Annotated in this window: 13 protein-coding genes; 10 read left to right on the top strand and 3 right to left on the bottom strand. The window is 69.0% G+C overall.

Going from position 1 to position 13,958, the window contains the following annotated elements; all coding sequences use genetic code 11:
* The first annotated feature begins 17 nt into the window (after positions 1-17).
* From BLR51_RS10130 to BLR51_RS10150, 5 genes are all read left to right on the top strand, one after another.
* Positions 18-890 carry an ABC transporter permease gene (locus BLR51_RS10130; protein WP_207543616.1) on the top strand — a complete coding sequence of 291 codons (873 nt, stop codon included), beginning with the start codon at positions 18-20 and terminating at the stop codon, positions 888-890.
* Between the two features lie 11 nt (positions 891-901).
* Positions 902-2,215 (top strand): NAD(P)/FAD-dependent oxidoreductase, encoded by a 1,314-nt coding sequence (locus tag BLR51_RS10135; protein ID WP_089846488.1) that lies wholly within the window; start codon positions 902-904, stop codon positions 2,213-2,215.
* A gap of 9 nt (positions 2,216-2,224) precedes the next feature.
* On the top strand, positions 2,225-3,217 hold the full coding sequence (locus tag BLR51_RS10140; RefSeq protein WP_089846489.1) for an ornithine cyclodeaminase family protein: 993 nt from the start codon (positions 2,225-2,227) through the stop codon (positions 3,215-3,217).
* 3 nt (positions 3,218-3,220) lie between these two features.
* Positions 3,221-4,213, top strand: coding sequence for a threonine ammonia-lyase (locus BLR51_RS10145; protein ID WP_207543608.1), 993 nt, complete (start codon positions 3,221-3,223; stop codon positions 4,211-4,213).
* Between the two features lie 259 nt (positions 4,214-4,472).
* Complete coding sequence (locus BLR51_RS10150) at positions 4,473-5,405, top strand: GNAT family N-acetyltransferase (RefSeq protein ID WP_089846490.1); 933 nt, start codon at positions 4,473-4,475, stop codon at positions 5,403-5,405.
* A gap of 6 nt (positions 5,406-5,411) precedes the next feature.
* Here BLR51_RS10150 and BLR51_RS10155 read toward each other — a convergent pair whose 3' ends face one another.
* Together BLR51_RS10155 and BLR51_RS10160 are read right to left on the bottom strand one after the other, a co-directional pair.
* On the bottom strand, positions 5,412-6,701 hold the full coding sequence (locus BLR51_RS10155) for an NAD(P)/FAD-dependent oxidoreductase (protein WP_089846491.1): 1,290 nt from the start codon (positions 6,699-6,701) through the stop codon (positions 5,412-5,414).
* A gap of 3 nt (positions 6,702-6,704) precedes the next feature.
* Positions 6,705-7,310 (bottom strand): haloacid dehalogenase type II, encoded by a 606-nt coding sequence (locus BLR51_RS10160; protein ID WP_242656704.1) that lies wholly within the window; start codon positions 7,308-7,310, stop codon positions 6,705-6,707.
* Between the two features lie 259 nt (positions 7,311-7,569).
* Here BLR51_RS10160 and argE point away from each other — a divergent pair, with 259 nt between their 5' ends.
* The 4 genes from argE (at position 7,570) to BLR51_RS10180 (ending at position 11,959) form a co-directional block, all read left to right on the top strand.
* A complete protein-coding gene (gene argE / locus BLR51_RS10165) occupies positions 7,570-8,694 on the top strand; it encodes an acetylornithine deacetylase (protein ID WP_207543609.1) in 1,125 nt (374 codons plus the stop codon).
* A 122-nt stretch (positions 8,695-8,816) separates the two neighbouring features.
* Positions 8,817-9,647, top strand: a complete 831-nt coding sequence (locus BLR51_RS10170) for a GNAT family N-acetyltransferase (RefSeq protein WP_089846492.1) — start codon at positions 8,817-8,819, stop codon at positions 9,645-9,647.
* A gap of 15 nt (positions 9,648-9,662) precedes the next feature.
* Positions 9,663-11,051 (top strand): aminotransferase class III-fold pyridoxal phosphate-dependent enzyme, encoded by a 1,389-nt coding sequence (locus BLR51_RS10175; RefSeq protein WP_089846494.1) that lies wholly within the window; start codon positions 9,663-9,665, stop codon positions 11,049-11,051.
* Positions 11,051-11,959 carry a 2-hydroxyacid dehydrogenase gene (locus tag BLR51_RS10180; RefSeq protein WP_089846495.1) on the top strand — a complete coding sequence of 303 codons (909 nt, stop codon included), beginning with the start codon at positions 11,051-11,053 and terminating at the stop codon, positions 11,957-11,959. The genes BLR51_RS10175 and BLR51_RS10180 overlap by 1 nt, the downstream gene beginning before the upstream one ends.
* A gap of 6 nt (positions 11,960-11,965) precedes the next feature.
* On the opposite strand, the gene BLR51_RS10185 is transcribed toward BLR51_RS10180, so the two are convergent.
* On the bottom strand, positions 11,966-12,460 hold the full coding sequence (locus tag BLR51_RS10185; protein WP_089846497.1) for an Lrp/AsnC family transcriptional regulator: 495 nt from the start codon (positions 12,458-12,460) through the stop codon (positions 11,966-11,968).
* Between the two features lie 168 nt (positions 12,461-12,628).
* Here BLR51_RS10185 and BLR51_RS10190 point away from each other — a divergent pair, with 168 nt between their 5' ends.
* Entirely contained in the window at positions 12,629-13,954 is a 1,326-nt protein-coding gene (locus tag BLR51_RS10190; RefSeq protein WP_089846499.1) for an NAD(P)/FAD-dependent oxidoreductase, read from the top strand.
* Positions 13,955-13,958 lie beyond the last annotated feature (4 nt).

The following is a 13,958-nucleotide window of genomic DNA, read 5'->3' on the forward strand; positions in this document are numbered from 1 at the left end:
GCTGCACCATGACCGCGATGACGGCATCCCTCCCTCCCCAAACGCGCTGGTGGCAGAGCCGCGTCGTGCGGCGCTTCACCCGCAACTGGCTGGCGCTTCTGGGGCTGGCCATGATCACCCTGCTGACGCTGGCCTGCATCTTCGGGCCGGCGCTGCTGCCCTACGATTCGCTTTACGTCGATCTGCGGGCGCGCTTTTCAGCGCCCCTGACCGGGGATCACTACCTTGGCACCGACCCGCTGGGGCGCGACATCGCGGCACGGCTGCTGATGGCGGGGCGCATCTCGCTGATGGTGGGCTTCTTCGCGATGCTGCTGGCGACGCTTCTCGGCACGCTGGTCGGCGTCATCGCGGGCTATAGCGGCGGCTGGGTCAACGCGGTGCTGATGCGGACGGTGGACGGGTTCCTGTCCTTCCCGACCATCTTCCTGCTGCTGGCGCTGGCGGTCGCGCTGCAGCCCACGCCGGTGATGATCACCCTCATCATCGCCCTGACCGGCTGGATGGAGGTCGCCCGCATCGTCGAGGCCGAGGTCCGCTCGCTCAAGGAGCGGGAATTCGTGATGGCAGGCCGGATGCTGGGGCTCAGCCGCACGCATATCATGTTCCGCGAGATCCTGCCGAACGCCATGGGGCCGATCATCGTGGCCGCCACGCTGACCGTCGCCCGGGCGATCCTGCTGGAAGCCTATGTCAGCTTCCTCGGCTTCGGCATCCAGCCGCCGCTGCCCAGCTGGGGCAACATGCTGAACGGCGCGCAGCAATATCTGGGCACGGCGCCTTGGCTTGCCATCATCCCGGGCGCGGCGATCACCATCGCGGTGACCAGTTTCAACTTCATCGGCGACGGGCTGCGGGACGCGCTCGACGTGCGCAACGACACTCTGTGAAGGAACGCCCCATGACCGACGCGACGCAACGCGCCCGCAAATCGACCCCCTACTGGTGGGAGGCGGCGCCCGTCCGCCCGCTGCCCGAACAGGCGCTGCAGAAACAGGTCGACGTGGTCATCCTTGGCGCCGGATATGCCGGGCTCTCCGCCGGGCTGACGCTGGCGCGGGCGGGCCGCTCGGTTGCTGTCTTCGACGCGATGAATCCGGGCGAGGGCGCGTCGTCCCGCAATGGCGGCATCACCTCGGGCAGCATCCGGCCGGGCTTTGCCAAGCTGACCCGCAGGTTCGGCGAAAAGACCGCGCTCGCCATCGAGGCCGAGGGCAAGCGCGCGCGCGAATTCCTGTATGACTTTCTGAAGACCGAGGAGATCGACTGCGATTTCCGCCTGACCGGCGCGTTTCGCGGTGCCTTGGGCTTTGACCAGTATGACGTGATGGCCCGCGCCGCCGAGACGCTGGCCAAGCGGCTGCAGATCGACACCTATGCCGTCCCCCATGGCGAGCAGCGCGATTATATCGGCACGGAATTCTACCGGGGCGGGGTCGCGCGGATGGACATTGGCGGGCTGCATCCGGCCAAGTTCCATGCGGGCCTGCTGCGCGTCACGCGGGCGGCAGGGGTGGCGGTGCATTCCCACACGCCGGTGACCGCCATCACCCGCGACGGCGCCGGGTTCGAGGTGACGACCCGCGCGGGCAAGATCGCCGCGCGGCAGGTGCTGGTCTGCACCAACGGCTATACCGACGGCGCGGCGCCCTTCCTGCGCCGCCGTCTGGTGCCGGTCCGCAGCCGGATCATCGTGACCGACCCGCTGCCCGCGGATCTGATGGACCGCCTGATGCCCAAGCGCATGATGATGAGCGAGAACAGGCAGTTGGGCTTCTACTACCGGCCCACGCCGGACGGCAGCGCGATCCTGCTGGGCGGGCGCGACAGCAGCTTTGCAGGCGATCCGGTGGAGCCGATGCTGCGCCTGCGCGCGGGCCTGACCGAGCTTTTCCCCGAGCTGCGCGATGTCGGCTACACCCATAGCTGGTTCGGCAACGTGGCGATGAACCGCGACATGCTGCCCCGGATGTTCGAAAAGGACGGCGTGCTTTATGCCAGCGGCTTCTGCGGCTCTGGCGTGGTCTGGGCACCGTGGCTGGGTCGGCGCGCGGCGCAGCGGCTGTTGGGCGAACGGATCGAGGAGCCCAGTGCCTTCGACATGCGCCCGCCCGCCGCCGTGCCGTTCTTCAACGGCAGGCCGTGGTTCATGCCCGCGATCATCAAGGGCTTTGCGCTGCAGGACCGTCTCGCCCTGTCGCGGGCGATACGGTAAGGGACGGTCATGGCTACCCTGCTTCTGACCAAGGCGCAGGTGCGCCAGCTGCTGCGGATGACGGATGTCATCACGGCGGTGGAGGCGGCCTTCGGCGCCTTCAATTCGGATCAGGTCGCGCAGCCGGATTATATGGGGCTGCACCTGCAGCCCAAGGGCGCGGAGATCGATTTCAAGGCCGCGCTTGACCGGGCGGGGCAGATGGTCTCGCTCAAGGCGTCCTCGGGCGGGTTCCGCGACAACCCTGCGCAGTTCGGGCTGCCGAACGGGATGGGCACGGTCCTGCTGTTCGACGCCCGCAATGGCGCGCTCGTCTGCGCGATGGATGGCAGCCTGCTGACCGGCTACCGCACCGGCGCGGCGGGGGCGGTGTCGGCCCGGGCGCTGGCGCGCCGCGATGCGCGCCGGGTCGGGGTGATCGGCACCGGCACGCAGGCGCGCATGCAGATCCGCGCCCTGCGCGAGGTGCTGCAGATCGAGACGGTGCACGCCGCCAGCCGCAGCGCCGAGGGGCTCGCGGCGTTCTGCGCCGAGATGCAGGAGGCCTTCGGCCTCACCGTCCTGCCGGGCAGCCCGCAGGAGGTGGCCGAGGCTGCCGACATCCTTGTGACCACCACCCGCGCGACGGGCGTTGTCGTCCAAGCGGGCTGGGTGCGGCCCGGCACCCATGTCATCGCCGTCGGCGCAGATCAGGCTGGCAAGCAGGAACTGGACCCCGAACTTTTCCGCGGCGCGCGCATCGTGGTCGACAGTTTCGCCCAATGCGCGGCCAAGGGCGATCTGCAGCACGCCCTCCGCGATGGCACGGCCGAGGGGCCGCAGACCGAACTGGGCGAGATCCTGCTAGGCCAGCAGCCCGGACGCAGCGATGACGCGCAGATCACGATCTTCGACAGCACCGGCATGGCCATTCAGGACACGGCCACCGCCGCCGCACTCCTGTCTCGGGCCCGGGCGCAGGGCATCGGCACTCTTTTTGATTTTCTCGGGCAGGACGGCTGACGGATGGAACAGGATCTGACAGAAGCGCCAACGCTTCAGGACATTCTGGCGGCGCGGACGCGCATCGCCCCCCATATCCGTCGGACCCCGATCCTGCGTGCGGACCGGATCGAGGCCGCGGCGGGCTGCAGGCTTTATCTCAAGCCCGAGACGCTGCAGATCACCGGCGCGTTCAAGCTGCGCGGCGCGCTGAACACGGCGCTGCAGCTGAGCCCGGAACAGATCGCGCGCGGCTTCATCTCCTCCTCCTCGGGCAATCACGCGCAGGGCCTGTCCTATGCCGCGCGGATGCTGGGCACGAAGGTGCTGCTGGTCCTGCCGGTGGGCACGCCCGCGCTGAAGGTCGAAAATACCCGCGCGCTTGGCGCCGAGGTCATCCTGTTTGACGGCGACAACGCCGCCCGCTGGCGCGAGGTCTACCGCATCGCCGCCGAAAACGGCTACGAGGTCATCCACGGGTTCGAGGATCCGCGCGTGATGGCGGGGCAGGGAACCATCGGCTGCGAAATCCTCGAAGATCTGCCCGAGGTCGAGACCGTGCTGGTGCCGCTTGGCGGCGGCGGGCTCATCTCGGGCGTGGCCACGGCGATCAAGGCGCTGCGGCCCAAGGTGCGGGTCGTGGGGTGCGAGCCCGCGCTGACGCCGAAATATCACCGCAGCCGGGCAGAGGGGCAGCGGGTGTCGCTGCCGCTGCGCGACACGATCGCGGACGGCCTGAGGATCAGCGTGCCCGGCCGCAACCCTTGGCCGATCATCGAGCGCCATGTCGACGAGATCGTGCTGGTCGGCGAAGAGGATATCGTCGCGGGCATGAAGGCGCTGGCCAGAGATGCCAAGCTGATCGCCGAACCCGCCGCCGCCATCGCGATCGGGGCGCTGCTGGGGGGCGCGGTCAGCGTCCGGCCAGATGAAACGGTCTGCGCGATCCTGACGGGCGGAAACTGGGGCCTTGCCGATCTGGCCCGCGTGTTTGGCGCGTCAGGCCCGGGATCATGACCGAACCGACCCACGCCCGGTTCCGCCGCACACCCGATACCGCCGCCCCCGTGCGCTTGGCCAAGCTTCTGGCCCGGCATTCCGGGTGGACCGCCAGAACACGCTGCGCGCCGCCAGGACCGGGCGCGGGCTTTGACCAAAAAGGCGCAGGGATGATCGGGATTCGCGCAGATCCTCTCTCGCGCCAGCGGCGGATTTGGGCGAACCTGCCCGGGACGGACGCAGGGCGCGTGGACGGACGCATCAACAGGAGGCACAGATGAGCGAAGGTGCGGGACGGCCAGAGGGCAGGGCAGGGCAGGGCCCTGATGCCGCGTCGAACGACCAGGTGCTGCAGCTCGACAGTTTCGAGGTGCAGGTGGTGCCGATCACCCAGCAGCTGCGGCCATTCCTGCACGAACTGACGGTCAGCGTGCGCTGGCCGCATCGCGACAGCGACCTCGATTTCCTGATCCGGCAGGGCGAGGGGTATCTTGCGCTGGACGAGATCGGGCGCCCCGTCGGGTCGGCCATGCATTTCCCCATGGGCAAGGATTTTGCGCTTCTGGGCATGATGGTCACGCCGCCGCGTCTGCAGGCCCGGGGCGGCGGGCGGTTCCTGCTGCGCACCATCATGCGCGACTGCGCCGGGCGCGACATGCGCCTGAACGCGACGCGCTCGGGCTACCGGCTCTACCGTGAGGAGGGGTTTCTTGATGTCGGCAAGGTCTGGCAGCATCAGGGGCTGGTTGGCGAGGTGCCCGTCCCGGATCCGCTGCCCGGGGTCGAGATCCGCCAGATCACTCCGCAGGACCGCGCCGCCATCGAGGCGATGGACGCCTATGCCTACGGCGCGGATCGCGGCCCGATCCTTGCCGCCCTGATGCAGGCGGGGCATGGGCTGATCGCGCTTTGCGCGGGCCAGCCCTGCGGCTTTGCGCTGGTGCGGCAGTTCGGCAAGGGGCAGGTGATCGGCCCTCTGGTTGCAGAGGATGAACGGATGGCCGTCGCGATGACCGCGCGCCTTCTGGACGGCGCGCGGGGATCCTTCATGCGCATGGACACGCCTTTCCCGGGCACCGAGCTGCGGGCGTTCCTGACCGCGTCGGGCATGACGCAGTTCGACACGGTGACCGAGATGCGCGTCGGCCCGCAGCGGCGGGCCGAGACGGGACTGGTGACCTTTGCGCTGGCCGCCCATTCCTTGGGCTAGGGGCGGTCAGGCCAGCCGGTCTTTCAGCCGGAACCACAGCCCCGCCAGCGGCAGGAACCACGGCTTGCCGTTGAGGGCGGGCACGGCGGGCCAGTCCATCCCTTCCAGCGGGTTGGTGTCCGTGCGTCCCATCGCCTGATCGGCCAGCACCTGCCCCAGCAGGGTCGACAGCTGCGCGCCATGGCCGGAATAGCCCATGCCGTAGATCATCCCGTCCGCCTGTCCCGCGCGGGGGAAGCGGTCGCGGGTCATGCCGACAAGCCCGCCCCAGCAATAGTCGATCTGGATCCCGGCCAGATGCGGGAAAATCTCTGCCATCGCGGCGCGCAGGATCCGCCCGGATTTGGCGTCTGAACGCTGGTCCGACCGCGCAGAAAACCGCGCCCGTCCCCCGAAGATCAGCCGGTTGTCGGGCGAAAGACGGAAATAATTGCCGATGAGGCGCGAGGTCACGCAGGTCCGGTGGCCGGGCAGGGTCGCTGTGACCTCGGCGTGGCTCAGCGGTCGGGTGGCGATGAGGAACGACGCCATCGGAATCATGCGCTTGCGGAAATGCCCCAAGGGCGCGCCCGGCACCTGCGCGCTATAGGCCCCGGTCGCGGCGATCACGCGCTCGGCCTTGATCTGCCCGCGCGGGGTGTCCAGCGTCCAGCCCGTGCCCGACCGGCTGCGCCCGGTGACGGGCGCGTTTTCCCAGATGCGGGCGCCGTGGCGCTGCGTGGCCTCCGCCAGCCCGTGCAGGTAGCGGCCCATATGCATCATCGCCGATTTCTCGGACAGCATCGCGCCATGGAAGGCGTCGGACCCGATCTCTCCGGTCAGCGCGTCCTTGGACAGCCAGCGCGTTTCGGGATCCACCTCGCGCGCCAGAAGCTCCTGATTGGCGCGCAGCCCCGCGACATGGCCCGGCTTTGAGGCGAGCTTCAGCTTGCCCGCGCGGCGGAAATCGCAAGAGAGTCCCTCTTCCTCGATCAGCTCGGCGATCATGTCGATGGAGCGGTCATAGGCGTGATAGAGCGCGCGCGCCCGCTCGGGGCCCAGATGGGCCACCGCATCCGCATAGCCATGGGCGATGCCGTTGTTCAGGTGCCCGCCATTGCGCCCCGATCCGCCAGCCCCGACATGGCTCGCCTCAAGCACGGCGACCGTGACCCCCGCCCGCGCCAGCCTGCGGGCCGCATTGAGCCCGGTGAACCCCGCGCCAATTACCGCCACGTCGAAACGGCCCTCGACGGGCCCCGCCTCCGCGCCAGCGAAGACGGGAGCGGTGTCGTGCCAGTAGGACAGCATCTTCATGCGCTAGAGACCCAGAACGCCGGGCAGGCCCGAGATGTCGGCGATCTCGGTATAGCCGTAATAGGGATTGGCAGGCTCGTGGCCGCGATTGACCCAGACCTTGTTGGCAATGCCAAGGTCATGCGCCGTCATCAGGTCGTAGCGGAAGGAGGAGGACACGTGCAGCACATCCTCGGGGCCGCAGTTCAGGGTGTCGAACATATACTCGAAGGCCCGCATGTGCGGCTTGTAGGCGCCAGCGCTTTCCGCCGTCAGCACATGCGCGATGGGGGCGCCAAGCTTGGCGATGTTATGGGGGATCTGGTCGTTCATCGCATTGGTCAGGGCGACCAGCGGAAATTCCTCGGCCACGCGGGCAAGGCCTGCGGGCACGTCCGGGTTGGGGCCCCAGCTTGGCACGCGGGTGTAGATCTCTGCCGCCACGGCGGGATCGAAGGGCAGGCTGTTGCGCTTGCAGGTGCGCAGCAGGGCGTTGTGAACCACCTCGGCATAGGGTTTCCAGTCATGCAGCACCTCGTCCAGGCGATAGGCCGAGAAGTCGCGGATGAACACCTCCATCTGCTCGGGCGAAAGCCGGTCGCCGTAGTGGTCGCGCGCCGCCCCGGCCATGTCGAATTAGATCATGGTGCCGTGACAGTCGAAGGTGACGAATCTGGGGCGGAAGGTCATGGTCGTCTCCGGTTCAGGATGATGGCCCATCATCACGGCCTTTTCGCGACGGGACTCGCTGCGTTCGCCCGGGCCAAGGCAGGAAATTGCGTTTCTCGGGCCAGTAGCGGCACGGCCTGCCGGTGGACGGGAGAAGTTGGCTGTTGCCACGGCGCGGGCTGGGGCATGGTCAGGATGCCACGCAGAAGGATGTCGCCTTATGAAGTCCCCGATCCCGACCACTGAGACAATGCTGGCCCGGCTTGTCGGTTTCGACAGCGTCTCTGGCCGCCCCAATGCGCCGATCATCGGCTTCGTGCAGGACTGGCTGGCGGGGCAAGGCCTGCGCGCCCATGTGCTGCCCGGACCCGAGGGAGACCGGGCCAACCTCTTTGTGACGATCGGGCCAGCTGACCGGCCCGGCTATGTTCTGTCGGGCCATCTGGACGTGGTGCCTGCGACCGAACCGGGGTGGCAGGGTGATCCCTTCACTCTGCGGTCTGACGGCGCGCGGCTGATCGGGCGCGGCGCCTGCGACATGAAGGGCTTCGTGGCGGCGATGTTGGCCATGGCCCCCGAGCTTGCGGCGATGGATCTGCGGGCCCCCGTTCACCTTGCCCTGTCCTATGACGAAGAGCTTGGCTGCCGCGGCGTGCGGCATCTGCTGTCCGCGCTGCCGGAGCTTTGCGCGCCGCCTGCGGGCGCGATCATCGGCGAGCCGTCGAACCTGACACCGGTGCTGGCGCATAAGGGCAAGGCGGCGGTCCGGCTGGTCGCACGCGGCGTGCCCGGCCATTCCTCGCGCCCCGATCTGGGGGCGAATGCCATCCACGCCCTTGTTCCGGCGCTGGCGGCAGCGGTGGCGCAGGCCCGCGCGCTGGAGGCCGGCCCGCAGGATGACCGCTTCGCGCCGCCCTTCTCCAGCCTTCAGGTGGGCACCGTCGCGGGCGGGCAGGCGCTCAACATCATTCCCGACGCGGCCACCGCCGAGATCGAGGCCCGCGCCATCGCGGGGGTGGAGCCGCTGACCCTGCTGGACCCGGTCCGCGCGGCGGCAGGGTCGGCGGGGGTCGAGGTTCAGGATCTGGCGCATTATCCGGCGCTGGCGCTTGATCCCGGCCATCCGCTTGCGGCGCTGGCCCGCGATCTGTCGGGCCGGGCGACTCTGGGCGCGGTAAGCTACGGAACCGAAGCGGGGCTGTTCCAGCAGGCGGGCATTCCCGCCGTCATCTGCGGGCCCGGCGATATCGACCGCGCGCACAAGCCCGAGGAATATCTGACCCGGGACGAGCTGGCAGAAACCTGCGCCATGATCCGGCGCTTGGGCGAGCATGCCTGCGCCTGACCGCATATTCTGCGGCATCTGCCCGCTGGCGGGACGCAAAGCTGCGACGGCCTGCCCGGATCGAGCCGAAGATGCCGCAGCCTCTCGCCTATCCTTGGGGAAACACCACAGAGAATCCCGCAATGACCCAGTTTGACACCCCCGATCCCGTCGCCATCGACCTGGTGCGCTTCGAGACCGCCCATCTGCCCGGCGCGCTGGCCCTGTCACAGGCGGTCGGCTGGCCGCACCGGGCCGAGGACTGGGCGCTGACCCTGTCGGTCTCACAGGGGGTCGCGGCGGTCGTGGACGGGCGGATCATGGGCACGGCGCTCTGCTCGCTGCACGGGCCGGTCGCCACGCTGAACATGATCATCGTCGATGCGGCCCTGCGCGGGCGGGGCATCGGCCTTCGCCTGATGGAGGCGATCATCGACCTTGCCGGGGATCGCGAGCTGCGTCTGGTCGCGACCGAGGAAGGCAAGCCGCTCTATCGCAAGCTGGGGTTCGTCGATGTCGGCCGGATCCTGCAGCTTCAGGGTATGTCCAAAGCCGCCCCGCCGGAACGCGCCGTGGAGGCTGGCCCCGCCGATCCCGAGCTTCTGGCGCGGATGGATTTCGAGGCGAGCGGGATGGCGCGGGCCGCGCTGCTGGACCGCATCGCCCGCGAGGGCAGGACGCTGCGCACCGAGGGCGGCTTTGCCCTGCTGCGCGCCTTTGGCCGGGGCCATGTGCTGGGCCCGGTGGTCGCGCGCGATCCGGGTGCTGCGCGCGCGCTGATGGCAGCCGGGGCCAGTCACCTTGCGGGCAGCTTCCTGCGGATGGATCTGCCCGAGGCGGAAAGGCTTGCCCCCTTCGCCGAAACGCTCGGGCTGCGGGCGGCGGGCGGCGGAACCGCCATGGTCCGCGCCGCCTGTCCGCGCGCGCCCTCCCCTTACCAGACATATGCCCTTATCTCGCAAGCCCTTGGCTGAGCGCAGGAGTTCTTCATGCTGACCCGTCCCCCCGCCGCCAATTCGCTGGTCGAACTCGACCGGCGGCACCTTGTCCATCCCGTCTCCTCCTTTCGCGGGCACGAGGCGCGCGGCGTCCGGCTTCTGACCTCGGGGCAGGGCGCGACGGTCACCGAGTCCGAAGGGCGGCAGCTGATCGACGGCTTCGCGGGCCTGTGGTGCGTGAATGCGGGCTACGGGCAGGAGAGCGTGGTCGAGGCCGCCGCCCGCCAGATGCGTCAGCTGCCCTATGCCACCGGCTATTTCGACCTTGGCACCGAAGCCCCCATCCGTCTGGCCGCCGCCTTGGCCGAGCGGGCGCCGGGGGATCTGGACCATGTCTATTTCACGCTTGGCGGTTCGGACGCGGTCGACAGCACGATCCGCTTCATCCGCTATTACTGGCATGCCCGCGGAATGCCGGGACGCGACCAGTTCATCTCGGTCGCCTCGGGCTATCACGGCTCGACCAGCATGGGCGCGGGACTGACGGCGCTGCCGCTGTTCCATGACGGCTTTGGCGTGCCCCATGACTGGCAGCACAGGATCGCCTCGCACGACCTTTACCGCAATCCGAACGGCGCGGATCCGGCGGCGGTCATCGCGGCGTCGGTGGCGGAACTGCGCGCCAAGGTGGCCGAGATCGGCAAGGACCGCGTCGCCGCCTTCTATGTCGAGCCGATCCAGGGCTCGGGCGGGGTGCTGGTGCCGCCGCCGGGCTGGATCGCCGCCCTGCGCGCGGTCTGCGCGGAACTGGGCATCCTGTTCGTTGCGGACGAGGTCATCACCGGCTTCGGGCGCACCGGCCCGCTTTTTGCCTGCGAGGACGAGAGCATCGTGCCCGACCTGATGACGGTGGCGAAGGGGCTGACCTCTGGCTATGCGCCGATGGGCGCGGTGCTGATGTCCGATCACGTCTATCAGACCATTGCCGATTTCGCCGGGGCCAAGGCTGTCGGGCATGGCTTCACCTATTCCGCGCATCCCGTTTCGGCGGCTGTCGCGCTGGAGGTGCTGTCGCTTTATGAAGGCGGCCTGCTGGAGAACGGGCGGGTGATGGGCGACCGGCTGCAGTCGGGCCTGCGCGGGCTCATGGATCACCCGCTGGTCGGGGACGTGCGGGGGCGCGGGATGCTCGCCGCGGTCGAACTGGTCACCGACAAGGCGGCGAAAACCCCGCTTCCGGCAGAGCTGGGCGCCGCGACGCGCCTTTTTGACCGGGCTTGGGATCAGGGGCTGATCGTCCGGGCCTTCCCGCAGGGCGTTTTCGGCTATGCGCCGCCCCTCTGCTGCACGGCAGAGGAAATCGACCAGATCGTGGCGCGGACCCGCAAGGTGCTGGACCTGACGCTGGACGATCCCGAAATCCGCGCGGTGCTGGGCTGATGGCGCTTCTGTTCGTGTCGACCCCCGCCCGCCTGCCGGTCTGGCAGCAGATGTTCGATGCGGCTGGCCTGCGCATGATCGCGGGCGAGGCTGCCGTCACCGACCCGGCCGAGGTGACCGCGATCGCCTGCTGGATCCCGCCCGCAGACCTGACGCGCTATCCCAACCTGCGTGTGGTCCTGTCCGTCGGCGCGGGCGTCGATCATCTTCCGCCCCTGCCCGAGGGCGTGGCGCTGGTCCGCACTCTGGCGCCCGGGATCGAGGCGATGGTGCGCGACTGGGTGGTGATGGCGACGCTGATGCTGCATCGCGACATGCCGACCTACCTGCAGCAGGCCCGCGCGGGACTGTGGCAGAGCCAGCCGGTGCGGCTGGCCTCCAGCCGGAGGGTGGGGATCATGGGCATGGGCCGGATCGGGGGTCTGGTGGCCACCAGCCTCTCCGCGCTTGGGTTCGAAGTTGCCGGACTGTCGCGCAGCGGACGCGACGGGGCGGTGCCGGTCTATCCCACCGCGCGGCTTGATGACTTTCTGGCCCGCACCGATCTGCTGGTCTGCCTGCTGCCGCTGACCGCAGAGACGCGCGGAATTCTGGGGCGGCAGGCTTTTGCCGCGCTGCCGCGCGGGGCGGGGCTTGTCCATGCCGGGCGTGGTGCGCATCTGGACCCTGCGGCGCTGCGGGACGCGCTGGATGAGGGGCAGCTGTCGGGCGCGATGCTTGATGTCACGGATCCCGAACCCCTGCCGCCGGATCACTGGATGTGGCGTCATCCGCGCCTTGTGATCACCCCCCATGTCGCCGCGCAGACCGATGCGGCGGAGGGTGCGCAGCACGCCATCGCGGTCATGCGCGCGCTGCAGAGCGGCGCAGCGCTGCCGGGGCGGGTGGATGTCGCCCTTGGCTACTGACGAAGGTCAGGCCTGATCGTCAAAGAGCCGCGACAGCGGGATGTGCTGCTTGGAAAACGGCGTCTTCAGCACCACGAAGCTGAAAAACTTGTCGATGCCCAGATCGCGGTCGATCAGCCCTTCGACGATCAGCTGGTATTCGTCGATCCCCGCCGTCACGAACTTCACAAGGTAATCGTAACCGCCCGAGACCAGATGGCATTCGACGCAGTTGTCGATGTTGCCAAGCGCCTCCTGAAAGCGGGCAAAGTCGATCTGGCGGTGGTTCTTCAGCGTGAATTCGGTGAAGACGGTCAGGGTCGGCCCCAGCCGCGCCAGATCGATCTGCGCCGAATAGCCGGTGATGTAGCCAGCCTGCTGCAGCTTCTTGACGCGCATCAGGCAGGGCGAGGGCGACAGGCTGACCTCGTCGGCCAGCTCGACATTGGTGATCCGGCCATTGCGCTGCAGGACAGCCAGGATTTTGATGTCGATCCGGTCGAGTTTGTAGGCAGGGGTCATCATGGCTCCTATGCCGGGGCAGGGCGTGACAGGCCGCCGTAGGATGGCGGGATCACAGCACTTCATTTACCAGCCGGTTTCAACAGAAAATGCCGTTTGTGGGCGTTCTGCGACAGATCCCGCTGCGCACGCGCCGATATGGTCGCCACAGCCTGAACGGAGTGCCCCATGCCTGCCCCATGTCTTGCCATCGCGACCCCCGATGCTGTGCCGTCCGACGCCGATTGCGTGGTGATCGGGGGCGGGATCGTCGGTGTTTCCGCCGCCTACTGGCTGGCGCGGGCCGGCCAGAAGGTGGTGCTGGTGGAAAAGGGCGCCGTGGGGGCCGAGCAGTCCAGCCGCAACTGGGGCTGGTGCCGCCAGCAGAACCGTGACGCGCGCGAACTGCCCCTGTCCACCCGGAGCCTGTCCCTGTGGGAAGAGATGGGCGCCGATCTGGGCGACAGTCTGGGCTTCTCGCGCTGCGGCCTGCTGTATCTGTCGAACAACCCGGACGAAATCGAGGGCTGGGCCAGATGGGGCCGTTTCGCCCGGGGCGAGGGCATCGACACGCGGATGCTGACGGCCGAAGAGGCCAGCACGCGCGGCGCGGCGACAGGCCGGTCATGGGCGGGCGGTGTCTGGTCGCCCACGGACGGCACCGCCGATCCGGCGCGCGCAGCACCGCTGATCGCCAAGGGCGTGATGAAGCATGGCGGCCATGTGGTGCAGGCCTGCGCCGCCCGCGGGCTGGAACTGGAAGCCGGGCGCGTTGCGGGGGTGGTCACCGAAAAGGGCACCATCCGCACCCGCGCGGTTGTCGTCGCGGGTGGGGCTTGGGCCGCGAGCTTCATGTATCAGCTGGGCGTCGCCTTTCCGCAGGCCGCCGTGCGCAGCTCCATCCTGTCGGTGCGCGCGGGCACGCCGGATCTGCCGCCCACGCTGCATACGGCGCCGATCACGGTGACGCGCCGCGCAAATGGCGGGCATACGCTGGCCGTTTCGGGGCTGGCAAATCTGGATCCGACGCCGGGCGCCCTGCGGGGGATGCAGCATTTCCTGCCGATGTTCGCGCGGCGCTGGCGGGTGCTGCGCCCGGGCGGGGCGCAGGCATGGCGCGCCGGGTTCGAGACGCGGCAGCGCTGGTCGCTGGACGCGCCCACCCCGATGGAGCGGATGCGGATCCTCGATCCCCGCCCCTCGGCGCGGCTGATCGAGCTGACCCTGCGCCGCGCGCGTGACCTGCTGCCCGCGCTGCGCGACGCCGAGGTTGATGCGGCATGGGCGGGCTATATCGACAGCACCCCCGACGGCGTGCCGGTGATCGACGGCGACACGGGCATTCCCGGCCTCGTGCTGGCGGCGGGCCTGTCGGGCCATGGCTTCGGCATCGGGCCGGGCGTCGGGCATCTGGTCGCCGACATCCTGCTGGGCCGTCCGCCCCTCACCGAGGTCAGGCAATACCGGCTGGCGCGCTTCGGGGGCAGCCAGTGGGGCAAGGTGGCCGAATTCTGATGGC

Origin of the sequence: Salipiger marinus, assembly GCF_900100085.1 — a bacterium.
GTDB lineage: Bacteria > Pseudomonadota > Alphaproteobacteria > Rhodobacterales > Rhodobacteraceae > Salipiger > Salipiger marinus.

Coding starts and splice junctions, on each gene's coding strand:
- BLR51_RS10130 (WP_207543616.1), top strand. CDS start 18: ATGACGGCATCCCTCCCTCCCCAAACGCGCTGGTGGCAGAGCCGCGTC.
- BLR51_RS10135 (WP_089846488.1), top strand. CDS start 902: ATGACCGACGCGACGCAACGCGCCCGCAAATCGACCCCCTACTGGTGG.
- BLR51_RS10140 (WP_089846489.1), top strand. CDS start 2,225: ATGGCTACCCTGCTTCTGACCAAGGCGCAGGTGCGCCAGCTGCTGCGG.
- BLR51_RS10145 (WP_207543608.1), top strand. CDS start 3,221: ATGGAACAGGATCTGACAGAAGCGCCAACGCTTCAGGACATTCTGGCG.
- BLR51_RS10150 (WP_089846490.1), top strand. CDS start 4,473: ATGAGCGAAGGTGCGGGACGGCCAGAGGGCAGGGCAGGGCAGGGCCCT.
- BLR51_RS10155 (WP_089846491.1), bottom strand. CDS start 6,701: ATGAAGATGCTGTCCTACTGGCACGACACCGCTCCCGTCTTCGCTGGC.
- BLR51_RS10160 (WP_242656704.1), bottom strand. CDS start 7,310: ATGGCCGGGGCGGCGCGCGACCACTACGGCGACCGGCTTTCGCCCGAG.
- argE (WP_207543609.1), top strand. CDS start 7,570: ATGAAGTCCCCGATCCCGACCACTGAGACAATGCTGGCCCGGCTTGTC.
- BLR51_RS10170 (WP_089846492.1), top strand. CDS start 8,817: ATGACCCAGTTTGACACCCCCGATCCCGTCGCCATCGACCTGGTGCGC.
- BLR51_RS10175 (WP_089846494.1), top strand. CDS start 9,663: ATGCTGACCCGTCCCCCCGCCGCCAATTCGCTGGTCGAACTCGACCGG.
- BLR51_RS10180 (WP_089846495.1), top strand. CDS start 11,051: ATGGCGCTTCTGTTCGTGTCGACCCCCGCCCGCCTGCCGGTCTGGCAG.
- BLR51_RS10185 (WP_089846497.1), bottom strand. CDS start 12,460: ATGACCCCTGCCTACAAACTCGACCGGATCGACATCAAAATCCTGGCT.
- BLR51_RS10190 (WP_089846499.1), top strand. CDS start 12,629: ATGCCTGCCCCATGTCTTGCCATCGCGACCCCCGATGCTGTGCCGTCC.